This is a genomic window from Nocardia sp. CDC160, from assembly GCF_035818795.1.
Taxonomy (GTDB): domain Bacteria; phylum Actinomycetota; class Actinomycetes; order Mycobacteriales; family Mycobacteriaceae; genus Nocardia.
Genome location: NZ_JAYKYT010000002.1, coordinates 297292 through 319505 on the forward strand (window position 1 = coordinate 297292; position 22214 = coordinate 319505).

Below are 22214 nucleotides of genomic sequence, written 5' to 3' on the forward strand. Positions count from 1 at the left end.
CGATCGGCGGGGAACGGTCTCGCCTACTTGGTGGCCTGCTTGTTCATGGCGTCCAGAAACTGGAGCGCGCCGATGCCGCCGAGCGGGCCCGCGATGAAGATATTGCCGATGACCGCGCCGATCGCGCCGAGCGCCGCGCCGGTCACCAGGCAGCCGCCGAGGAAGCCGGGGATGGTCAGGGTTCCGATGGTCACCGTGCCGAGGGCGGCGGCCAGGGCGACTCCGCCCGCGACACAGCCGATCGTCGCGCCGACGACGGTGCCGATCAAAGTACCCAGGGTGACGCCGAGTCCGGCCATGGTCGAGAAGTTCATGACCGCGGTATTGAAGTCCGGGGACTGCCAGTCGATGGCGGTGTCGTGCAGGGCCGCATCGGTCAGGGTGGCCGGGACGGCGGGCGCGGGCGCCGAGACCGGGACGGCCTGTGCCGGATCGGTGCCGGGGGTCAGGGTGGCGGTGTCGCCGTGGATCTCGGCGGCGATCGGCCACGACTTGCCGTCACGCTGATAGGTGAGCGGAATGCCGTCCAGCACTTCACCATTCGCGTCACGGACCGCGAAGCGTCCGTCGGTGGCGGTGAGGGTCCCGCCGTCGGTGGTCACTTCCACCGAGTGGCCGACGATCTTCGCGGTGAAGTGCAGGCCGGACGGTCGCGGCACCGAATCCGACTGCGCGGGAGTGGCATTCGCGGTGGCAGCGGTGAGGGACAGGGCGGCCGCGGAGAAGGCGGCGAGGGTGACGGTGTGCAGGGTGCGCAAAGGACAGACCTCTCATCGGGATGGTGCGGTGGACGTCGCGCGCGCGACGTTCGGTGATCAGGCGACGGACACGGAGTCCGGTGCCGGTAGGAATCCGGTGCGTTGGAAGAACCGGAGACAGGCGTCGACGACGCGGTCGTCGACGAGTGGTGCGGGGATATCGATGCCGCGCAGGGCATTATCGGCGTTCGCGCGGTCGAAGCGGATCGACCGCCGGGGAGCGGGTGGCCTGGCGTCCAGCAGGGCACGGGCTTGTTCGCCCTCCGCGCCCAGCCGCGAGAGCCGCTCGACCCAGACGTGCTCAGGTATTGGAGCGAGCCGATACCCCTGAGCGCGTAGCCTGGCGAGAATTGTTGCAAGAGACGTCATTTCACCGGCCGTGTGGTGATACACCCCGGTATATCCGTGGTGCACCAGGTGCGCGATGGCACCGACCACGTGATCCACCGGAACCAGGTTCACCAGGTCTGGGCGATCCGGGGTGACGCCCAGCAGCACCATGGCGCGCACCAATGTCCAGAACGCGTCGCGGCTATTGCCGACGCCCGTGACGGAATGACCGCAGACCAATCCTGGACGGTGCACGGTGACGGGCAGACCACGCTCCCCCGCGGCCAGCACCAGCCCCTCGGCCACCCACTTGCCCTGGATGTAGCCATTGGCAAGGACTTTCGCGGCCGGGGCGCGGCGACGCTCGAGGACGAGCGCCGGATTGTGGTCCGAGGCGACGGCCGTATCGCAGGTGGAGATGTAGTGCACCGGGGTGACGCCGAGCGAGGCCAGGCGCAGGAGCTCACGGGTCCCCTCGACAATGCCCGGCCGCAGACGCGCGTACGGCGTCAGGTGGTTGACCGGCGCGCCATTGTGGACGATCACATCGACCGATTCGGCGAGAGCGCGGAAGTCATTGGCTGTCAGGCCGAGGCCGGGCTGTGCGAGGTCACCGGCAATGACCGTCACTCGATCCCAATCGATCCGGATTCCGTTCTTCCACAGCGTCTCTCGCAGCCGCGCCGATCCTGCGGTCCCGCGAATCAGGCAGGTCACCCGGGTGTCCGGCCGCGCCAGCAGTTCGGCCAGGAGAAAGCCGCCGAGGAATCCGGTGGCACCGGTGAGCAGGACATGCTGTGGCACACCGGATGCTTCGGGCGTGGGCGACTCGATTCGGAAGTCGGCCGCCAAGCGCGCATCCGCTTCGAGGTCCGGAATCCGCTGTACCCGAGTCCGATTCGCATCCAGCTCCGTGGCCAGCTCGGCCACCGTGGCGGTTTCGAAGATCGTGCGGACATCGGCGGCGAGGTCGAGCGTCTCCCGGATTCGCGCGGCGACGCGGACCGCCATGGCGGAATCGCCGCCGAGAGCGAAGAAGTCGTCGTCGATTCCGATCTCCAGGATGCCCAGCACCTCGGCGAACAGGGCGCACAACCCGCGTTCGACATCGTCGCGGGGCGGGCGGACCACCGCGCCGGTCGCGGCCGGGCGGGGCAGGGCGGCGCGATCCAGCTTGCCGGTCACGGTCGTCGGCATGCGGGGCACGGTGACGAACAGGGAGGGCACCAGGTACCTGGGAATGCGGTCCAGGAGGTGGCGGCGCAGATCGGCCGGGCGCGGCGGCGGGTCGGTGGTGACCACGTATCCGACCAACCGGTCATCGATGACCGCGCACGCCGCGGACGTGACCCTCGGGTGCGTGGCGAGGGCGGCCTCGATTCCGGCGGGCTCGATGCGCACGCCCGCGAGATTCACCTGATCGTCGGTGCGCCCGAGGTATTCGAGCGTGCCGTCGAGCAGGCGGCGCACCCGGTCACCGGTGCGATACAGCCGCCCACCGGGCACACCGTCGGGGTCGGCGAGGAAGCGGGTGGCCGTCAGGCCCGGCCTGCGGTGGTATCCGAGGGCGAGCGAATCCCCGGCCAGGTACAGCTCGCCGGGTACCCCGGGCGGCACCGGACGCAACCGCTCGTCGAGCACCTCGGAGCGGACGCCCGAGACGGCCGAGCCGATGACCGGAATCTCGGTGTCCGCCAGGCGCGCCCAGGTCGCATCGACCGTCGCCTCGCTGGGGCCGTACAGGTTGTAGACGTCGATATCGGGCGCTTCCCGCAGCGCGCTCCAGAGTGCCTGTCCCACCGCCTCTCCGCCGAGGGCGAGCACTCCGGGCCGGTACGCCCCCGGGGCGAGCAGTCCGGCCGCGACGAGCTGCTCCGCCTGGGTGGGCGTGGTGTCGAGGAAGTCGATCCGATGCCGATCGACGTACGCCAGCAGTTCCTCCGGCGCGGATCGCACCTCCTCCGAGACGATATGCAGCTCATGGCCGTTCAGCAGCCAGAACAGGCCCTCCCACGAGGTGTCGAAGCAGAACGAGGCGGTGAGCGCGGCCCGCTTCGGGTGCCGCTCGTCCGGAATGAACAGCCGCCGGTGATGGCGGGCGAGGTTCACCAGGCTGCGATGAGTGATCGACGCGCCCTTGGGCGTGCCGGTCGAGCCGGACGTGTAGGTCAGGCACACAGGGTAATCGGGATGGATCCTCGGGGTCGGCGAGGCTGGGCACGGGCCGATTGCCGCACTGTCCACGGCCGACAGCAGCACCTCCGCGCCGCTGTCGGTGCGGAGGAATTCCACGTGTCCGGCGGGGTGATTCGGGTCCGCCGCGACATACGCCGCACCGGCCGCCGCGGTGGCGAACAGCGCGATCGCCGCGTCGATGGCGCGTGGAAGTACCAGCAGCACAACCGATCCCGGGCCGACGCCGCGTGCGCGCAACCGCGTCGTGAGAGCCTCCACCCGCTCACCCAATTGGGCGAAAGTGATCGCGTCCGCGCGGTCCACCACGGCTATCCGCTCGGGTGTCCGGCGCACTCGTGCCCGGAACATCGCCACGACGGTATCGTCATCCGCCGAATTCGGATCGAGTGATGGTGTCCGCGTAGCGATTTCGTGCTCGCGCCAAGTGCGCAGCAGCGCAGCGTCCTCGGCGTCCACGAGTGGGAGGTGGCCCAGTGGGCGATCGGGGTCGGCCAGCAGACGGGCGAGAAACACACCGAGACGGCGGGCGTGGGCTTCGAGTTCGCCGAAACTGTAGAGATTCGGGTTGCCGTCGATGACGAGTCGGATACCGGTGTCACCGTAGTCGTAGAGGCGGAAGGCGATGTCCTCCTCGACCCCGGCGGCGACATTGCGGACTATCCCAGGTGATTCGGCGAAGCGGAGACCGAAGTCGAAGGGCATGACATTCACCGACGGTCCCGAGATTCGACGGTCGCCACCGGTGTTCACGAGCCTGCGCAGCAGGTCACCGTACCGGTAGCGGTGGTGGGGGCGGCTGGTGCGCAGGTGCGTCGAGACCTGGGCGGTGATGTCAGCGAAGGTGCTGTCCGGGGTGAACGTGGTCCAGCAGTGAATGGCATTGACCGTCATGGTCGGTACCCGCAGGGCCGGGGTGCCGATGCGCATCATGACCGGTAGGGCCAGACTCACCTGGGACGCGCCCGTGACGCGATGCAGATAGGCGGCAACCCCCGCGATGATCGCCTCGGCGGAGGTCGCGGCCCGCTGGGCACGCAGGGCGGCGACAAGTTCCGACGGAAGCTCGTGCTGCACCCGCGTCATTCGCGGAGACAGGGGTGCGGTGCGTCCGGCGGGACCGACCGGTGCGGGCCGATCGCGTTCGTAATCCAGCCAGAATTCCGCGGCGCGCGCGTAGTTTTCGGATTCGAGATCCGCGCGATCGTGCTCGACGACGGCCGCGAGGGAGCCGAAGTTCACCGGCGGGGGCGCCGCGCCGACGGCCAGGGCCGAGTACACCTGCGCCACCCGGCGCGCGAACAGCACCAGGCCGTATCCGTCGAGCAGGATGTGATGCACCCGGTGATACCAGAGCGTGGTGTCGTCATCGATCAGGAACACCGCGTGCGCGAACAGTCGATCGTTGTACACGCACAGATCGGTGGCGACATCGGCCGCCATCCATTCCCGCGCGGCCGCAAGGGAATTCGGATGGTCGCGCAGGTCCACCACCTGGACCTCGCAATCCACGGCCTCGGGTTCTTGCCGTGGCCCGTCCTCGGTGTCGTGGAAGCGCAGGTTCAGCGCCTCGGTCTCGGCGACGGTGGCGCGAATGGCCGCCGTCAGCAGCTCCACCCGGATCGTCCCGCTGATCTCGACGTACTCGGCGATATTCAGCATCGCGGTGGACGCGAGCTGCCGTTGCTGCTGCCAGATCTCGTATTGCGCAGCGGTGAGCCGCAATTCAGCTCTCCCGCGTGTTCAGCAGCCGCCACCAGGCCGTCGCGGTGGGCTCGTCGAGCAGATCGACGAAGCCGATTTCGCGACCGGCGGCGCGCCAGCGTTCCACCAGGGACAGCACGCGCACCGAGTCCAGGCCCGCGGCGAACAGATCGGCCGCCGGATCCAGCTCCGCCGGGTCGAGGAAGAGTTCGGCCGCGATGTCCGCGCGCACGGCGTCGAGGGTGAAGGGTTGGGACACAGTGGTTTTGCTCTCTCAGTTGATGCGCCGACCGGCGGCGGGCCAGAATCGGTCGCGCAGTTCGCGGCGCAGGATCTTGCCGCTGGGATTGCGCGGGACGCGGTCGACGAATTCGAAGCGGGACGGAATCTTGAAGGCGGCCAGCTCGTCCCGGCAGAACAGGAACAGGTCGCGGGCCGTTGCGGTGGCCTGCGGGCGTAGTGCGACGCAGGCGTGCACGCGTTCGCCGAACCGCTCGTCCGGGGTGCCGATGACGGCCACGTCCGCGACGGCCGGATGCTTGGCAATGGTGTTCTCGATCTCGGCGGGATAGATGTTCTCGCCCGCGACAATGATCATGTCCTTGATGCGGTCGCACAGGTAGAGATGGCCGTCGGCATCGAGGTAGCCCGCGTCGCCGGTGTGAATCCAGCCGTCCACCAGGGTTTCCGCGGTCGCCTCGGGTCGATTCCAGTATTCGAGCATGTGGCCGGGCGTGCGCAGGCAGATCTCCCCCACCTCGCCGGGAGCCAGGGCCGCGCCGTCGGAGCCGATGATCTTCGCGCCGAAGCCCGGGTAGGGGCGTCCGGCCGCGCGCAGCAGCGGGCTGCCGGGCACGTGCGCGGCGGGCGGCAGGCAGATGGCGGTATTGCCGGTCTCGGTGAGCCCGTAGATCTGGGCGAATTCGCAGCCCAGGCGCTCGATCGCGGTCCGCAGCAACGATTCCGAGATGGGTGAGCCGCCGTAGACGATCTTGCGGACGCTGGCCAGTGCCGACGGTGTTGCGGCGGGGTCGTCGAGCATGAGCCGCAGCATGGACGGCACCACGCACACGGTGGTGATGCCGAGTTCGGCGATGAGCGCGACCGCGGTTGCGGCGTCGAAACGGGGCATGGCGATCATGGTGGCTCCGGAGGCGAGACCCTGGGTGGCCCACCAGAGTCCGCCGACGTGGAAGCCGGGGATGCCGATCAGGCCGAGATCGCCCGCGCGCCAGTCGATCCAGTCCTCGCCCGCCTCGGCGAGGGCCGCGCGGACGGCGAAGAAGCTGCGATGGGCCAGTACCACGCCCTTGGGCAGTCCGGTGGTGCCGGAGGTGTACAGCTGTACCACGGCGTCATCGGCAGTCGGCTCGAATTCCGGTGCGTCGTCCGGGTGGTCGCCGTACCAGCGCGGGAACTCCTCGGCGAGCACCACGGGGATCTCGAGCGGACCCAGCGCGGCTCGCAGCGACTCGTCCACCACCAGCAGCGCGGTTCCGGAATCCGCCAGGATGTAGCCGATCTCGGTGGCGGTGAGCCGGAAGTTGATGGGCACCAGCACGGTTCCGCTCTTGGCGCACCCGAGCAGCGTCGCGTAGTAGTCGACCGACTCCAGACCCAAATAGCTCACACGCGCACCGGGTTCCAGCCCGGCGGCACGCAGGGCGGCGGCAATGCGATTGCTCGCCTCGTCCAGTTCCGCGTAGGTCAGCGCGCGGTCGCCGCAGCGCACCGCGATGACGCCCGAATCCGCGTGCGTCCGAGCCAGATCGGCGAGAGTCACGCGGCCACCCCGGTGTCCAGCACTACGACCCGAATCTCGCCGTCGCAGGCACCGCCGCGTTCGTCCCAGAACCGGTAGGAGGTCTCGAGCGCGATCCGCTCGGGCCGATCCGGGCCGGGCCGGTAGCGGGCGGCGCGGTCGATGACGAATTCCCCGGAGAAGCTCGCCGAACCTATGGCGCGGCGGAAGACATTGTGGGAGTTGGCGATCAGCACGTCGGGCAGATAGCGGCGCAGGAATTCGTCCATGGTCCAGTCCGCCAGCACCGGCCCGGTCGCGTGTCGGACCATGGTCGCCATGGTCTGGTAGAGCAGCTGGTTGTAGCAGATGCCGACCTCGACAGCGTTGAGATGCCCGGTGTCGTCGATGTAGCAGGGCTCGGGAATCGAGAAGGTCCCGGTGCCGATCACCCGGTCGCCGTCCACGGTGACCGCCAGCGACTTCAGGTACCGGCAGTGCGGCTTGTAGCAGCGCAGCACCTCGTCCAGCTCGGCCGGTGAGTTCTCGAACAGTGTTGGCGCGGTGGTCATGTCAGGCCGCCGCCCGATCGTGCACGGTGACCCGCCAGGAGACCGCGGGCTCGGGGGTGTCGGTGTGCACGGCGCGATGCACCAGGGCGCGGTTGTCCCACACCAGTACATCGCCCGCCTCGAAGGTTTGCAGGTGGACCGGCACCTCGCTCGGCTCGTCGTCGAGTTGTCCGGTGGCGGCGAGCAGTTCGCGCAGCAGGTCCGGCCGCGACCGGCCGTCGGCGTCGTGCATCGACTCGGTGAAGCCCTCGCTGATGTACAGCACGCGCTCGCCCGTGTGCGGGTGCTCGTACACCGTGGGCGCGGTGACCGGCGGCGTCTTGGCATCGACCTCGGCGACCAGTTCGCCCAGCGGACGGAACACATCGCCGGGCCGGATCTTGAAGTAGCGGCGCACGGTGTGGGTGGCGGTGCTGCCCTCGACCTGCCGCTTCAACTCGGGCGACAGCGCCTCGTAGGCACGGGCCAGATCGATGAACAGCGTGCCGCGATTGCGGGCGGGCACCACGCGCGGGCTGGTGAGGGTGAGGTCGAAGGGGCGCGGCATGAACTGGTAGTCCGAATGCCAGAACCGCCCGGTCTTGGGGACGCCGATGCGTCGACCGTTCTCCTCCACATTGGCCGAGACGAACACCTCGCGATGTTCGGGGTGGTGGTAGGCGGGCTCGTAGTACGCCTCGGGCGTGCCGAAGCGCCGACCGAGCGCGAGGAATCCGGGAACGTCCAGGTCCAGGCCGCGCAGCACGGCGATCTTGTCGCGGTACACGGTCTTCTTCAGCAGTGCCACGTCCTCGGCGCTGTCCGCGTCGAAATTCTCGACCACGACGCCCATTCCGGGCTGCGCTGCCATTCTCACGGGGTTCCTCCGATCTCGGGTGCGGCCACAGGAACAGGTCGGGGCGTCGGGCGCGACGGTTCCCCAGGACTGCCGGTCTGTGACTTGTTCGACATCCGGGAACCGGACCGCCTCCGCGTCCGACGGCTTGTCATGTGTCCTCCGCAGTGCGCGCAACGCGCTTCCGTTTCCGACCCCGCCGACGTCACGCGGCCCCGGCCGTCCTGCTGATCGCGGCCCTGTTCGCGACCGCGTGCGGGACGACCACGACCGATCCGGCTCCCGCCGCGCTCTCGCAGGAACCGCTGACAGCCGCACCGACCAGCTACCCGCTGACCATCGACAACTGCGGTAAGCAACTGACCTTCGACAAGCCGCCCAGCCGGGTGCTGATCACCAACGGTGCCTCGGTCGCGGAAGTGGAGAGCTTCATCGCCCTGGGCCTGCAGGATCGGATCGTCGCCAACAGCCAGTCCTACGGGCTGTCCGACGAAGCGGGGATGGCCGAGAAGGTGGCGGCGGTGCCGACCGGCGGGCTCACCCTCAACGAGAACATGGCGGTGCCGCGCGAACAGATCCTGGTGCAGAAGCCTGATCTGGTGGTCTCCACCTGGTACGGAGAATTCGACGACAAGATCGGGTCGATCGGCCGGGATGCCCTGGCGGCCAGCGGAATTCCGGGCTTCGTCGATCCGGCCAACTGCACGCTGGGCAATCCCGCCGCCACCGCCGACGAGAAGGCGCGCGCACAGCGGCAGACCGTGGACGCCTCCTTCGATCTGCTGCTCACCCTCGGGCGCATCTTCGATGTGCAGCAGCGGGCCGTGGATTACGTGAAACAGCAACGGGATCGGATCGCGGCGATCCAGCGGCGGGTCGACGGGAAGCCGCGGCCGAATGTGCTGCTGGTGTATCCGGGTATGACGGGCATGAACTCGAACGGGTTGCCCGCCGTGTTCGGCGGCGGCATCTACGACGATGTCATCAACCGGGCCGGAGGCCGGAACTCATTCGGCGGCAAGAGTTTCGAGCAACTCGCCGATGTCAATGCCGAGGCGCTGGCCTCGACGCCGGTGGATCTGGTGGTGATCGGGCGATACCGGGCCGACGAGGACGCGGCCAAGGAGGCCGACGCGCTGTTCGCCAAGTTCCCGCAGTGGGCGGCGTCGAAGAACAAGAAGTTCATCACGCTCTCCGACAGCCCGTACGTGGGACCGCTCAATGCGATCGCCATCGAGAAGATCGCCGATGCCCTCCATCCCGGCAACTGAGCGCCGCGCCGGACCGCATCCGGTGTCCGGCAAGGCGTTCGGGCCGCTGCTCGGCGCATTGGTCGCCGGGCTGGCGGTCGCCATCGTGGTGGCCATCGGTGTGGGTACGGTGAGCGTCGCGCCCGCCGAGGTCGTGCGGGTGCTGTCCGCGCATCTCGGCGGCGCTGGCACGCCCGATCCGCTGATCGATCAGATCGTGTGGCAGTTCCGGACGCCGCGCGTCCTGCTGGCGGCGCTGGCCGGGGCGGGGCTCGGGCTGGCCGGAATGTGCCTGCAGAACCTGGTGCGCAATCCGCTGGCCGACCCGTACCTGTTCGGGGTGACCTCCGGGGCGTCACTGGGCGCGGTGGTCGCCATGACCACGGGAGCCTTGGCGGCCACCGGATTCGGGGTCACCGGCAGTGCCTTCGCCGGTGCGCTGCTGAGTCTCGCGCTGGTGTTCGGGCTGGCCCAGCGCAGCGGACGGCTGATCGGCTCGGATCTGCTGCTGGCGGCCGTCGCGGTGTCGTACCTGGGGACCGCGGCCACCAGCTATCTGCAATTGCGCGCCAAACCGGCCGAGCTGCGCGGGGTGATGTTCTGGCTGTTGGGGTCGCTGACCGGGGCGAGCTGGTCGAGCCTGATCGCACCGGCGGTGGCGGTCGCGGCCGGGATGGTGGTGCTGCCGGGGTTGGCACGGTCCATGAACGCGCTGGCGCTGGGGGACGATACCGCCGCCGGGCTGGGCGTGAATCCGAATCTCTTGCGGCTGTGGCTGTTACTGATCTCGTCGCTGCTCACCGCGACCGTGGTGGCCGCGGCGGGCGGGATCGGGTTCGTGGGGCTCATCGTGCCGAACGCGGCGCGGCTGCTGGTCGGTCCGGATCACCGTCGCGCGCTGCCGGTTTCGTTGCTGGTCGGGGCGATCTTTCTGGTGCTGGTGGATCTGGCGGCACGGGTTGTGGACCGCCCCAATGAGATTCCGATCGGCATCATCACCGCGGCCTTGGGCGCGCCCGCGTTCCTGATTCTGTTGCGGCGCAGGAAGGCCGGTGTGGCATGAGGATCACCGTGAGCTCACTCCAGGTCACCATCGACACGGTGCCGATTCTCGACGGCGTCGACCTGGACATCACGCCCGGATCGTTCACCGGACTGGCCGGGCCCAATGGGTCGGGGAAATCCACGCTGCTGCGCTGCCTGTACCGGGCGCTGCGGCCGAGTTCCGGTGTGGTGCGGATGGGTTCGGATGACGTCTGGCGGACCGGCGCGCGGCAGGCGGGTCGCCGCACCGCGGTGGTGGGGCAGGATCACGGCCTCGACCACGGTTACTCGGTGCTGGAAATGGTTGCCATGGGGCGCATTCCGCATCAGGGTGCGCTCGCGCGCGACAGCGCCACCGACAGCGAAATCGTGCATGCCGCCCTGGAACGCGTCGGGTTGAGCTGGGCAGCGGGGCGGGTTTTCGCCTCGCTGTCGGGCGGGGAACGCCAGCGGGCACTATTGGCTCGCGCGCTCGCCCAGCAGACCCCCGTACTGCTGCTCGACGAGCTCACCAATCATCTGGATCTCGGTGCGCAGCTCGAACTTCTGGAACTGGTCCGGGAACTCGGCCTCACCACGGTGGCCGCCCTGCACGATCTGGACCACGCCCTCGCCTACTGCGACCACCTGGTGCTGCTCGCCAAGGGCACCGTGGTGGCCTCCGGGACGCCCGCCGAGACACTCACCCCGGAGCGGGTGCGGGCGATCTTCGGCGTGCGCAGCGCCATCGTCTCCCATCCGCTCACCGGCAGGCCGCACCTGGTCACCGCACCACCCGAACGAGAACCGACAGAGCCCGAACCAACACCGACAGAGCCCGAACGCGCACCGGCAGAAAGGGATCCACTCGGATGACAGGCACCACCATCGCCGAGAACACCGAAAGGACCAACGCGGCCCACGATTCGCGTGTGCGTCGCAGTCCGGTCCCACGCTGGGCGCCCTGGTCGGCAGCCGTTGCGGCGGCCGGGTTGGTCGTGGCCGTCACCATGGCCGTGGGCGATCGCGCCTACCTCGATCAAGGGATTCCCTATCCCGGCGACGGGGCCGCGGTGACCTACGCGCTGCTGCGTCTGATCGCTTGTCTGGCAGGCGGATTCACGCTCGGGCCACTGGTCTACGCCCTGTTCTGTGCCGTTCCCGGCAAGCAGGGACGCATGGACGTGGACGGGTATGCCGCCGTGCGGATCGCCGAGCGCGCCGCCGCCGTCTGGGCGGTGTCCGCGGTGGCCTTGGTGCCGGTGACAGCGGCCGACGCGGCGGGCATGTCCCTGGGTACGGCGATTCGGTTGCGCGCCTTGCCACCCCTGATCGAAGCGGCCGAGAAACCCAAGGCGTGGATTGTCGTGGCGGTGCTCGCCATCGCTGTCGCCGTGCTGCTGCGGCTGGTGTTGTCGTGGAACAGCCTGTTCGGGCTGGCGGGAATGAGCGCGGTCGCGGTGATCGCGCCCGCGGTGGTGGGCAATGCCGGGGAGGGGCCCAATCACGACTACGCGACCGGGGCGGTCATCCCGTTCACCATCGCGCTGTCGATGCTCGCCGGACTCACCTGGTGCCTGGTCGGGCAGCAGAGCCGTCTCGGGAACGCGGAATCGGTACAACGGTTCGCACTCGCGCTGCGGCGGTACCGGATCATCGTCGCTTCATGTGTGGCCGTGATGGTGCCGACGGCTGCCCTGCTGGCCGCGATTCTCGCCCCGCCCAGCACCTTCGTCGGAGTCTACGGGTGGCTGGGCGTGGCGGCGGCGGTGTTGCTCGCGGCCCACGCCGGGCTGGCATGGTGGTTGCGGCACCCGGTAGGCCGGATCGAAACCAGCGGTGACCGGATCGACCGGCCCACCCGCGCCGAATCGCGAACGTTGTCAGGCGTTCTCGCGGCCACGACCGCCGCAGGGATTGTCTGGCTGGGGATTTCGGTGAGCACGGCCATTCAGCCCGCTCCGGCCTTCGCCAATCGCTCGTTCACCGCGCTCCAGGTGTTCCTCGGCTTCGATCTGCCGCATCCGCCCGACCTGTGGCGACTGATCACCGTGTGGCGATTCGACGTCGTACTCGGTTCCGCGGCACTACTTCTCGCCCTCGCCTACCTGATGGGTGCGCGGCGGCTGCGACAGCGCGGTGACGCGTGGCCGCGCTGGCGGACGCTGTCGTGGACCCTCGGCTGCGTCGGGCTGCTGCTGGTGACGTCCTCGGGCATCGGCGCGTACGGCTACGGCATGTTCAGCGTCCACATGATGACCCACATGGCGCTCAATATGTTCATTCCCGTCCTGCTGGTGCTCGGCGCGCCGGTGACACTGCTGCTGCGCGCCATCGCACCCGCCGGACGCGGGGCCGCGCCCGGACCGCGCGAATGGGTGCTGTCGCTGATGCATTCGCGGTTCACGCGGCTGCTGAGCAATCCGGTGATCGCGCTCGTCATCTTCGTGGTGTCGCTGTACGGGCTGTACTTCTCGCCGCTGTTCGATCAGCTGATCCGCTTCCACTGGGGGCATCTGCTGATGAACATCCACTTCCTCATCACCGGCTACCTGTACTACTGGGCGATCATCGGCATCGATCCCGGACCCAAGCGGCTGCCGCATCTGGGGCGGCTGGGCATGCTGTTCGCCATCATGCCGTTCCACGCGTTCTTCGGCGTCGCCGTCATGTCCATGGACACGCTCATCGGCGCGGATTTCTACCCGCAGCTGCAACTCGATTGGATGCGTGACCTTTTGGGCGATCAGCACCTCGGCGGCACCCTGGCGTGGATCTCCGGGGAGGTGCCGGTGCTGCTGGTGGTGGGCGCGCTGCTGTCGCAGTGGGCGAAGTCCGAGCGCAAGCAGGCGGCGCGCATCGACCGGCATCAGGAGGAATATCCCGAGGACGACGAGCTCGCCGCCTACAACGCCATGCTCACCCAGCTCGGCGCGCGCCGCCGCTGAAACCCCGCAGCCGCAGGCTGTTCCACACCACGAACAGCGAGGAGAAGGCCATGGCCGCGCCCGCCAGCAGCGGGTTCAGCAGGCCCGCCATGGCCACCGGGATCGCGGCCACGTTGTAGCCGAAGGCCCACACCATGTTTCCGCGAATCGTTCGCAGCGTGGCGTGGGCCAGCTCGATCGCGTCCGGCACCGCCGCCAGGTCCTCGCGCACCAGGATCATGTCGGCCGCGCCGATGGCCACATCCGTGCCGCGGCCGATGGCCAGACCCAGATCCGCGGTGGCCAGGGCCGGACCGTCATTGATGCCGTCGCCGACCATGGCGACCCGATGGCCCTGCTCGCGCAGGCTGCGCAGCACCTCCACCTTGCCCTCGGGCAGGACCTCGGCGATCACCTCGGAGATGCCGATCTCGTCCGCGATGGCCTGTGCGGCAAAGGCATTGTCGCCGGTGACCAGCAGCGTGCGCATGCCGAGCCGGTGCAGCCGGGCAACGGCGGCGGCCGCGCTGGGTCGAGCCGAATCGGCGACCGCGATCACGGCCACCGCACGACCGTCCACCGCGATGTACACCGCCGTCCGCCCGAACTTCTGCTCCCGCTCCAGCACTCGCCGCAGTCCCGACGGAATGTCCACGCCCGCCTCGGCCAGCAGGGCGGGACGGCCGATCAGGGTCGCGTGTCCGGCCACCACACCGCGCGCACCGAGGCCGGGCAGTGCGACGAACTCCTCCACTGCGGGCAACTCCGCATTGTCGCGACGACCGTGGGCGGTGATCGCGGCGGCGATCGCGTGTTCGGAGGCCGACTCCAAACCCGCTGCGAGCCTCAGGGTTTCGGCACGGTCGGTGCCCTCCACCGTGTGGACGGCGACCACGGTCATCTCCCCTTCGGTGAGGGTTCCGGTCTTGTCGAACACGACGGTGTCCACTGTGCGGCTGGCCTCGAGAGCGTCATGGCCCTTGATGAAGATGCCGAGCTGTGCACCGCGGCCGGACGCCACCATGAGCGCGGTCGGGGTCGCGAGTCCCAGGGCGCACGGGCACGCGATCACCAGCACCGCCAGACCCGCGCCGATGGCGGCATCCAGGCCCGCGCCAGCGAGCAGCCAGCCGGTGAAAGTCAGTGCGGCCAAGGCGAGAACGACCGGAACGAAGACACCGGAGATGCGGTCGGCCAGGCGCTGCAGCGCGGCCTTTCCGGCCTGCGCCTCCTCGACGAGTCGAATCATGCCCGCCAATCGGGTGTCCGCGCCGACCGCCGCGGCCTCCACCACCAGGCGACCGGTCAGAGCGACGGTGCCGCCGGTCACCGCGGTGCCGGGGACGGCCTCGACGGGCGTGGACTCACCGGTCATGGCCGAGGCATCCACGCTCGAATGCCCCTGCACCACAAGGCCGTCGGTGGCGATGGTCTCCCCCGGGCGCACCAGGAAGCGGCTGCCCTCGGTGAGTTCCTCGATGGGGATGGTGATTTCGCCGCCGTCGCGGGTCAGGACCGTCACATCCTTCGCGCCGAGCGCGGCCAGCGCCCGCAGTGCCCCGCCCGCGCGCCGCTTGGCCTTCGCCTCGAAATACCGTCCGGCCAAGACGAAAACGGTGACGCCGCCCGCGACCTCCAGGTAGATGGAGTCCGCGTGCAGGATGGCGTTCCACACCCCGTGCACCGGTTCGGGGTCGCGGTCGCGGAAGAACAGGGTGACGATCGACCACGCGGTGGCCGAGGTGATGCCGATGGACACCAGTGTGTCCATGCTCGTCGCGCCGGTGCGCAGGCCCGCGATGGCCCGGCGATGCAGCGGGGCCGCCGACCATCCGACAATGGGCAGCGCCAGGCCCAGCAGGATCCACTGCCAGCCGGTGATTCTGGTGCTCGGTTCCACCGCGAACATGATCGACAGGTCCGCCAGCGGGAAGAACAGCAGCAGCGCCACCACCAGCCGCCGGAACAGGTCACGCGCCGCGCGATCCTCGGGTCCGGTGTCCATTCTCGGTGTGGCACCGGTGATCTCGGTCGCGCCGAAACCGGCCGCTACCACGGTGTCGCACAGCTGCTGCGCGCCGATCTCCTCCGGCGCGTCGACCGTGGCCACCCCGGTCGCCACATTGACCGCGGCGGTCACGCCTTCCATGCGGTTGAGCGCCCGCTCCACCCGGGCCGAGCAGCTCGCGCAGCTCATGCCGGTCACCGCCAGCCGCGTCCGCGTCCGTTCCAGCACGGGTGCGGTCGAGGTCGAAGTCTCCACTGTCGTCGGCTCTTTCGTCGTCTCGGGAATTCCGTGGGTCCGCGCGGATGCGACCGGGGCCTAGGCCGCCGGGTCGTGGCGCGACAGGTGATCGGTGCGACGGCCCGCGCGAGCGCCCTCCGGGACGGGTACCGGCTCGTGCTCGGTGCCGCGCTCCTCCGGGCCACCGCGCAGGCGGCGGCGCAGCAGAATCGCCACCAGCAGACCGGCCACCACCACCAGGTGCGAGGTCGCCCGCGCCACGGTCATGTCGTGGCGGGCCAGATCGACCGCGACGAACAGCGCCACCACGCCGGTGAATCCGCCCAGAATCGGGACCAGGCCCGAGGCGGCGTCGGTGCGCAGGGCGCAGTAGACCATGCCGATGCCCAGGGCCAGGTTCCACGCGGTGGACTCGTTGAACAGGTGCCCGGCACCCGCGTGCTCGAGATGATCGGCATGCATGCCGACGCTGATCCCGGCGAGCTGCGCGATACCCATCGCGCATTGGATCGCGCCGATCACGCCCAGCAGCAGGCGCAACCACTCCAGGCGGCCGTCGCGGAACCCGGGCACCACACCCTCGGCCACCGCGCGCTCGACGATCAGGTCCACCAAATCGGGTGTGGGCGTGACGGGTCGCATGCGCAGTCCGCGCGTCGCCGCGACCGCCGCCGCATACCACTCCGCGCAGGTCGGGCACTCGTCGAGATGCCCGTCGACCTGCTCGGTCGGCACCGGCTCCGGCTCTCCGTCGATGCGCGCGGACAGAGCTTCCTGGCACACTTCGCACTTCACGTCGGGAGTTGTCGTGGATCGCGGGCACAAAGTTCCCGGGCCCGGGTGTGACATTGTCGGCACGCCGCGGAATTGCCGGTCGACCCCAGGTTCTGGCTATGGTGTGCCGGTGCACTCGGCGTCGAGCGATGCCCGGATCGATGTGCTCGCGATGGCCGCCGCGCAAGGAGACAGGCGCGCCACCGAGCAGTTCATCCGCGCAACCCAATCAGATGTGTGGCGATTCATCGCCCATCGAACCGACCCAGGACGCGCCGACGACCTGACGCAGGAAACCTACCTGCGGGCCCTCGGCAGCCTGCCTCGCTTCGAAGGACGGTCGACGGCACGCGCCTGGCTGCTGTCCATCGCCCGGCGCGTGTGCGTCGACGAGATCCGCACCGCTATGGCCCGACCCCGGGTCTCGTGGAGCGCGGACTGGGAGGAGGCGGCCGACCGCCGCCGCACCGGCGCGGACGCGGCCGTCCTCGAATTCGCCGAAGTGAAGATCATGCTCGCCGCGCTGTCCGACGAACGCCGCGAGGCCCTCATCCTCACCCAGGTCCTCGGCCTGTCGTATCAGGAAGCGGCCGAGGTCTGCGGCTGCCCCACGGGCACCATCCGCTCGCGCGTGGCCCGCGCCCGCGAGGACCTCATTACCGCCATGCGCGGCGACGACGCCGCCGACGCCCGCGGCTGACAAGCGTTCGGGGCCGACGAGATTCGTCGGCCCCGAGACGAAAACCCGTCCGGTCAGGAGAGTTTCAGGCTGCGCCCGATGATCTCCTTCATGATCTCGGTGGTGCCGCCGTAGATGGTCTGGACGCGAGCGTCCATGTAGGCCTTGGCAATCGGGTATTCGCGCATGTAGCCGTAGCCGCCGTGCAGCTGCAGGCACTTGGTGATGAGGTCGAGCTGCTCCTCGGTGGACCACATCTTGGCCATGGCGGCCTCTTCGACGGTCAGCTTCTCCTGATTGAGCAGCTCGATGCAGCGGTCGACGAACACGCGGACAGCGGTGGTCTTGGTGGCCAGTTCCGCCAGCACGAAGCGCGTGTTCTGCTGTGCGCCAATGGGTTTGCCGAAGGCCTTGCGGTCGCGCACGTACTGGCAGGTCAGCTCGAGGCAGGCCTCCATGGCGGCGGCGGCCATGACGGCGATGGACAGGCGCTCCTGCGGCAGGTTCTGCATCAGGTGAATGAAGCCCTGGCCCTCGGTGCCGAGCAGGTTCTTGCCGGGGACGCGGACATCGGTGAACGACAGCTCCGCGGTGTCCTGCGCCTTGAGGCCGATCTTGTCGAGATTGCGGCCGCGCTCGAAGCCGGGCATGCCGCGCTCGACCACCAGCAGCGAAAAGCCCATGGCGCCCTTGGCCGGATCGGTCTGGGCGACCACGATCACGATGTCGGCATTGATGCCGTTGGTGATGAAGGTCTTGCTGCCGTTGAGGATCCAGTCGTCCCCGTCCTTCACGGCGCGGGTCTTGATGCCCTGCAGATCCGAGCCGGTGCCGGGCTCGGTCATGGCGATGGCGGTGATGATCTCGCCGGAACAGAAGCCGGGCAGCCAGCGCTGCTTCTGCTCCTCATTGGCCAGCTCCAGCAGGTAGGGCGCGATCACGTCATTGTGCAGACCGAAACCCAGGCCGGAGTACATGCCCTTGGTGACCTCCTCGGTCACGATGGCGTTGTAGCGGAAATCCTTGACGCCCCCGCCGCCGTACTGCTCCGGCACCGCCATGCCGAGGAAGCCCTGCTTGCCCGCCTCGAGCCAGACCGAGCGATCGACAATGCCGTCGTGCTCCCACTGCTCATGGTGGGGGGCCACATGCTGCTCGAGAAACTTACGGAACGACTCCCGGAACAGCTCGTGTTCGGGTTCGAAAAGGGTGCGCTCCACGCCAACCTCCTACAGTGACCACATCGGCACCATCGCCTGTGTCACATACGGTACTCGAAAGTCGAACGGAGGTTAACTTCACGGGGCCGAAAAGTGGTCCGAACTGCGACGGTCGCCATTGACGTCGCGGAACGGAGGGGCCGAACCTCGGTAAACCTACCGAGAAGTTAGGGTGACGCTCTAGAGACCGAGGCGATCCAGGGTGCGACCCAGCAGGCTGCGACCCCGGTCACGGTCGCGCTCGGCCAACAGGAAGTCGAGTTCTTCTTCCAGGGCCTTCTTCACCACGACCTGCAGATCGGTCGCGGCGGCCTCGAGATCCTCGGCATCGCGCCAGGGGCTGGTGTCGATCGGCGTGCCGAGCGCGTAGTAGAAGCGCTCCGGCTTGGGCACCAGGGTCGGGCCGAGGCCGCGAATGAGCGGCGGGGTCAGATTCGAGCGCAGGCCCAGGCCCTCGACGGCCTTGCGCAGCGGCAGCATGACCGGGTGGTCGCCGTCGAAGACGATGTCGTAGATGTCGTCGCCGCCGACCATGGCGGTCGGGACGATGGGAGCGCCGGTCTGAATGGCCATCTTGGCGAAACCGGTGCGGCCCTCCCACAGCAGCTTGTACTTCTGGCCCTTGCCGCGCATGGCCTCGCGGCCGCCGCCCGGGAACACCGCCACGGCCTCGCCCTGCTCGAGCAGCGTGGTGCAGTTGTGGCGGTTGCCGCGCACGATTCCCCAGCGCTGCAACACATCTCGCAGGCCCGGGACGTCGATGAGCACGTTCTCGGCCAGCCCCCGCACCAGCCGGTCGCGCTTCACCAGGATCTCGTGGGCGAGCAGCGGCGCGTCGGTGCCGCCCGCCAGCGAGTGGTTGCCGACCAGCAGCACCGGGCCCTGGTCCGGGAAGTTCTCCATGCCGTAGAAGCGCGGGCTGAACCAGGCGCGCGACGGGGCCATGAGCAGATCGATAATGCGGCGATCGGTGTCGGTGAGATCGACGTGCAGCGGTGCGCCGTCGCTGAGCCCCCCGAGCTTTTCGTTTTCGGTCGAATGGTGGTCATTACGAGACAAGACAACCCTCCCTGCAGAGCCTTCGATAACAGCATCGTAACGAAAGCTCTTGCAGGTCACAGACCGAGGGTTAGAACAGGTTGTCGCGCCCGAAACTGGAAAACTCTGCCTTCAGTTCCAATTTGTCCGCCTCGGTGAAGCGCTCGTACTCGGGTTTGCCGCGGCCGAACCAGCGGTAGACCGGGTCGGTGGTGTGCCAACGCTGCTGTTGCAGTTCGCGTTTGAGCACCTTGTTCGAGCCGGTGACGGGGAGATCGGCCGAGACTCGCAGCAGCCTCGGCGCACCCTTGCTGCCGAGATCATTTTGGGCACTGAGGAATTCGGCGAACTCGGCCACATCGAAGGCAGTCGGGTCGGCGACCTCGATGGCGGCCATCACCCGGTCTCCCGAGCGGGGGTCGGGAACGCCGTAGACGGCGGCGGCGATCACGGCGGGATGGCGGCGAATGACCTGTTCGATCACCAGTGTCGAGATGTTCTCGCCGTCCACCCGCAGCCAATCACCTTTGCGGCCCGCGAAATAGAGAAAACCTTCCTGATCGATATAGCCGAGGTCGCCGGTCCAATACCAGCCATTCCGCAATCGCTCGGCATCCGCGACTTCGTTCTTGTAATAGCCCTCGAACACGAGCGCGCCCGCCTTGTCGACCATCTCGCCGACGGCTTCCTCCGGATTCAGCACCCGGCCGTATTCATCCAGAACGGCTCGGGCGCAATCCTCGAGGGTCTCCGGATTCACCACCGCGACACCCGGATGCGCGGGACGACCGAGCGCCGACGGTGGCGCCTGCGGGTCGAGGGCGGCCAAGGCCGGACCCTCGCTGGAGCCGTAGCCCTCGAACAGTGGGGCACCGAAACGGCGACGGAACTCGGCCCGATCGGCCACCGACGCCTCGGTGCCGAACCCGCGCACCAGCGTGTTGTCGGCGTCATCGGGAGCCTCCGGGGTCGCCAGCAGATAGCCGAGCGCCTTGCCCACGTAGGTGAAGAACGTCGCCCCGAAATACCGCACATCCGAAAGGAATCCGGACGCCGAGAACTTCGGCGTCAAGCACACGGTCGCGCCATTGGCCAGCGCCGGAGCCCACAGCGCCATGATCGCATTGCCATGAAACAGCGGCATACAGCAGTAGTCGACATCCTCGCGCACATGCCCGAACTTGTCGCTCGCCCCATAGGCGATCGCCGCCAACCGCCGCTGACTGCACTTGACCGCCTTCGACGTCCCGGTCGTCCCCGACGTGAACAGCAACAGCAGCAAGTCTTCCGCCCCCGCATACGCGACGGGCTCCACCCAATGCGCCGCCACCCGTCCCACATAGGCCGGATCATCCACCAGCAGAAACCGATCCACCCCCAACCCAAGATCCAACCCCCGCAACCGCCCCATCCCCGCCGCATCGGTAACGATCAACTGACAATCCACATACCGAATATCGGCCTCCAACTGCGCATCCCCCCGCGTCGGATTGATCCCCACCACGGTCGCCCCCACCAACGCCGCCGCCCCGAGCCAAAACACGAAATCCGGCACATTGTCGAGCAACACCCCCACATGAAACGGCCCCTCCCACCGCAACTCTCGCGCCACTTCCCCACGAGCAGCCGACTCCCGAACCACGGCGTCCCACGTCCACTCCCCCTCCCGAGTCCGCAACCCAATCCGCCGATCCCCCACCCGATCCATCAGCATGCTCGCAATATCCCCGCGCCGCCCCACCGCGTCGGTCTTCCCATCCATCCCCCGAGTGTCGCCGAATGCCACACCCCCGAGGCGATTTGTTCGAAATTCCCTCGCTGATGTACCACTGGGATCGGCCCCTTGCGGGAGCCCAAACGATGCCGGAGGTTTCTCCCGCCGGAAATTGCGTGGCCAGATTGGCAGTCACGTGACCACACTGCCCACGTGGTGATGACGAAAATCGTTGCGCGATCACCTGTCCGAGCCAGGGCGACCGGATGGAGCCTGATCTCCTGGACACTGTTCGCAACGTCCGGGCCGTTGGCCAAGGCCGTGATGGCGGCCGGTTGGTCACCGGCGGAGGTGACGGTGGCGCGGATAGGGATGGCAGCTGGAGTATTGCTGCCTGTGGTCGCGGTGGTCCGACCACAGGCCTTGAAGTTTCGGCGCGGCGATCTGTGGACGCTGGGCGGGTATGCGGCGCTCGGCGTCGCCGGAGTGCAATTGCTGTTTTTCGTTGCGGTACAGCGTGTTCCGATCGGATTGGTGATGGTGCTCGTCAACCTCGCACCGGTGCTGGTCGCGCTGTGGGCGCAATTCGTGCGGCGAACTCGGCTCCCCGGCCAGGCATGGTGGGGCATCGGGTTCGCGATGGCCGGATTGGCGCTGGTAGCCCAGGTTTGGCAAGGGGCACGGTTGGACGTGGTAGGCGTCGCGGCCGCTCTCGGAGCCGCCATATGTTCGGCCGGATACTTCCTGATAGGCGAATACGGGGCGACCAGACACGACCCGTTCGGAATGACAGCGGCCGGATTGACCATCGGAGCAACACTTTTAGCGGTCCTCACGCCCCCATGGTCACTACCCATGAACCTACTCACCACCCCGGTCACACTGGGCAACCTGCGACCGCCGATATGGTCGGCACTCTTGGTCCTGGCCATCGCCGCCACCGTGGTGCCCTACCTAACCGGCCTCTACGCCCTACGCCAACTCCCCGCCTCCGCGTCCGCCACACTCGCCCTGGTAGAACCCCTGGTCGCCGCACTCCTGGCCTGGGCATTCCTAGGCCAAGCCCTCGCCCCGCTCCAAATCGTCGGCGCAGTGATCATCCTGATCGGAGCCACCCTGGTGCAGCTACACCTCCCCGAACACCAATCGGACTGAACAAGATCAGGGAGCTCTCGGCGCGGGGAATCGGGTGGGATTCCGCGGGGAGAGCT

At 68.4% G+C, this 22214-nt stretch carries 17 protein-coding genes; 6 read left to right on the forward strand and 11 right to left on the reverse strand.

Annotation, left to right across the window (positions count from 1 at the left end):
* Positions 1–23 precede the first annotated feature (23 nt).
* The 6 genes from VMT40_RS08730 to scoE are packed head-to-tail and all read right to left on the reverse strand — an operon-like array spanning position 24 to position 8148.
* Positions 24–758 (reverse strand): hypothetical protein, encoded by a 735-nt coding sequence (locus VMT40_RS08730; protein ID WP_326357480.1) that lies wholly within the window; start codon positions 756–758, stop codon positions 24–26.
* A 57-nt stretch (positions 759–815) separates the two neighbouring features.
* Positions 816–5006, reverse strand: a complete 4191-nt coding sequence (locus VMT40_RS08735; protein WP_326357481.1) for a thioester reductase domain-containing protein — start codon at positions 5004–5006, stop codon at positions 816–818.
* A gap of 1 nt (position 5007) precedes the next feature.
* Positions 5008–5244, reverse strand: a complete 237-nt coding sequence (locus tag VMT40_RS08740) for a phosphopantetheine-binding protein (protein ID WP_326357482.1) — start codon at positions 5242–5244, stop codon at positions 5008–5010.
* Positions 5245–5259: 15 nt separating this feature from the next.
* Positions 5260–6768, reverse strand: a complete 1509-nt coding sequence (locus VMT40_RS08745) for a long-chain-fatty-acid--CoA ligase (RefSeq protein ID WP_326357483.1) — start codon at positions 6766–6768, stop codon at positions 5260–5262.
* The gene (locus tag VMT40_RS08750) at positions 6765–7298 is read right to left on the reverse strand and encodes an FcoT family thioesterase (protein ID WP_326357484.1); all 534 of its coding nucleotides are present in this window, start codon (positions 7296–7298) and stop codon (positions 6765–6767) included. Before VMT40_RS08750 ends, VMT40_RS08745 begins: the two co-directional genes overlap by 4 nt.
* Before the next feature lies 1 nt (position 7299).
* Positions 7300–8148 carry a (3R)-3-[(carboxymethyl)amino]fatty acid oxygenase/decarboxylase gene (gene scoE / locus VMT40_RS08755; protein WP_326357485.1) on the reverse strand — a complete coding sequence of 283 codons (849 nt, stop codon included), beginning with the start codon at positions 8146–8148 and terminating at the stop codon, positions 7300–7302.
* 140 nt (positions 8149–8288) lie between these two features.
* Between scoE and VMT40_RS08760 the strand changes: the two genes are divergently transcribed.
* Genes VMT40_RS08760 through VMT40_RS08775 form a run of 4 tightly spaced genes read left to right on the forward strand, consistent with a single transcriptional unit; the run spans position 8289 to position 13354 of the window.
* Positions 8289–9404: an ABC transporter substrate-binding protein gene (locus VMT40_RS08760; RefSeq protein WP_326357486.1), complete on the forward strand. Its 1116-nt coding sequence runs from the start codon at positions 8289–8291 to the stop codon at positions 9402–9404.
* A complete protein-coding gene (locus VMT40_RS08765; RefSeq protein WP_326357487.1) occupies positions 9382–10446 on the forward strand; it encodes a FecCD family ABC transporter permease in 1065 nt (354 codons plus the stop codon). Before VMT40_RS08760 ends, VMT40_RS08765 begins: the two co-directional genes overlap by 23 nt.
* Positions 10447–10454: 8 nt before the next feature.
* Positions 10455–11282 carry an ABC transporter ATP-binding protein gene (locus VMT40_RS08770; RefSeq protein ID WP_326357488.1) on the forward strand — a complete coding sequence of 276 codons (828 nt, stop codon included), beginning with the start codon at positions 10455–10457 and terminating at the stop codon, positions 11280–11282.
* Positions 11279–13354 carry a cytochrome c oxidase assembly protein gene (locus VMT40_RS08775; protein ID WP_326357489.1) on the forward strand — a complete coding sequence of 692 codons (2076 nt, stop codon included), beginning with the start codon at positions 11279–11281 and terminating at the stop codon, positions 13352–13354. Before VMT40_RS08770 ends, VMT40_RS08775 begins: the two co-directional genes overlap by 4 nt.
* Here the strand turns inward: VMT40_RS08775 and VMT40_RS08780 are convergent.
* On the reverse strand, positions 13326–15596 hold the full coding sequence (locus tag VMT40_RS08780) for a heavy metal translocating P-type ATPase (RefSeq protein WP_326357490.1): 2271 nt from the start codon (positions 15594–15596) through the stop codon (positions 13326–13328). The two genes, VMT40_RS08775 and VMT40_RS08780, sit on opposite strands and share 29 nt — an antisense overlap.
* 60 nt (positions 15597–15656) lie before the next feature.
* The gene (locus VMT40_RS08785; RefSeq protein WP_326357491.1) at positions 15657–16373 is read right to left on the reverse strand and encodes a zf-HC2 domain-containing protein; all 717 of its coding nucleotides are present in this window, start codon (positions 16371–16373) and stop codon (positions 15657–15659) included.
* 109 nt (positions 16374–16482) lie between these two features.
* Between VMT40_RS08785 and VMT40_RS08790 the strand changes: the two genes are divergently transcribed.
* Positions 16483–17052 (forward strand): sigma-70 family RNA polymerase sigma factor, encoded by a 570-nt coding sequence (locus VMT40_RS08790; protein ID WP_326357492.1) that lies wholly within the window; start codon positions 16483–16485, stop codon positions 17050–17052.
* Positions 17053–17105: 53 nt separating this feature from the next.
* Here VMT40_RS08790 and VMT40_RS08795 read toward each other — a convergent pair whose 3' ends face one another.
* The 3 genes from VMT40_RS08795 to VMT40_RS08805 form a co-directional block, all read right to left on the reverse strand.
* Positions 17106–18251, reverse strand: coding sequence for an acyl-CoA dehydrogenase family protein (locus VMT40_RS08795; RefSeq protein WP_326357493.1), 1146 nt, complete (start codon positions 18249–18251; stop codon positions 17106–17108).
* A gap of 180 nt (positions 18252–18431) precedes the next feature.
* Positions 18432–19310, reverse strand: coding sequence for a lysophospholipid acyltransferase family protein (locus VMT40_RS08800; protein WP_326357494.1), 879 nt, complete (start codon positions 19308–19310; stop codon positions 18432–18434).
* A 70-nt stretch (positions 19311–19380) separates the two neighbouring features.
* Complete coding sequence (locus tag VMT40_RS08805; RefSeq protein ID WP_326357495.1) at positions 19381–21051, reverse strand: AMP-binding protein; 1671 nt, start codon at positions 21049–21051, stop codon at positions 19381–19383.
* Between the two features lie 171 nt (positions 21052–21222).
* On the opposite strand from VMT40_RS08805, the gene VMT40_RS08810 reads away from it, so the two are divergent.
* Positions 21223–22158 carry an EamA family transporter gene (locus VMT40_RS08810; RefSeq protein WP_326358538.1) on the forward strand — a complete coding sequence of 312 codons (936 nt, stop codon included), beginning with the start codon at positions 21223–21225 and terminating at the stop codon, positions 22156–22158.
* The last annotated feature ends 56 nt before the right edge of the window (positions 22159–22214 follow it).

What these genes read in the sequence shown, in the direction of transcription:
- VMT40_RS08750 (WP_326357484.1), bottom strand. Translation starts at nt 7,298, where the DNA reads ATGACCACCGCGCCAACACTGTTCGAGAACTCACCGGCCGAGCTGGAC.
- scoE (WP_326357485.1), bottom strand. Translation starts at nt 8,148, where the DNA reads ATGGCAGCGCAGCCCGGAATGGGCGTCGTGGTCGAGAATTTCGACGCG.
- VMT40_RS08765 (WP_326357487.1), top strand. Translation starts at nt 9,382, where the DNA reads ATGCCCTCCATCCCGGCAACTGAGCGCCGCGCCGGACCGCATCCGGTG.
- VMT40_RS08775 (WP_326357489.1), top strand. Translation starts at nt 11,279, where the DNA reads ATGACAGGCACCACCATCGCCGAGAACACCGAAAGGACCAACGCGGCC.
- VMT40_RS08805 (WP_326357495.1), bottom strand. Translation starts at nt 21,051, where the DNA reads ATGGATGGGAAGACCGACGCGGTGGGGCGGCGCGGGGATATTGCGAGC.
- VMT40_RS08810 (WP_326358538.1), top strand. Translation starts at nt 21,223, where the DNA reads ATGACGAAAATCGTTGCGCGATCACCTGTCCGAGCCAGGGCGACCGGA.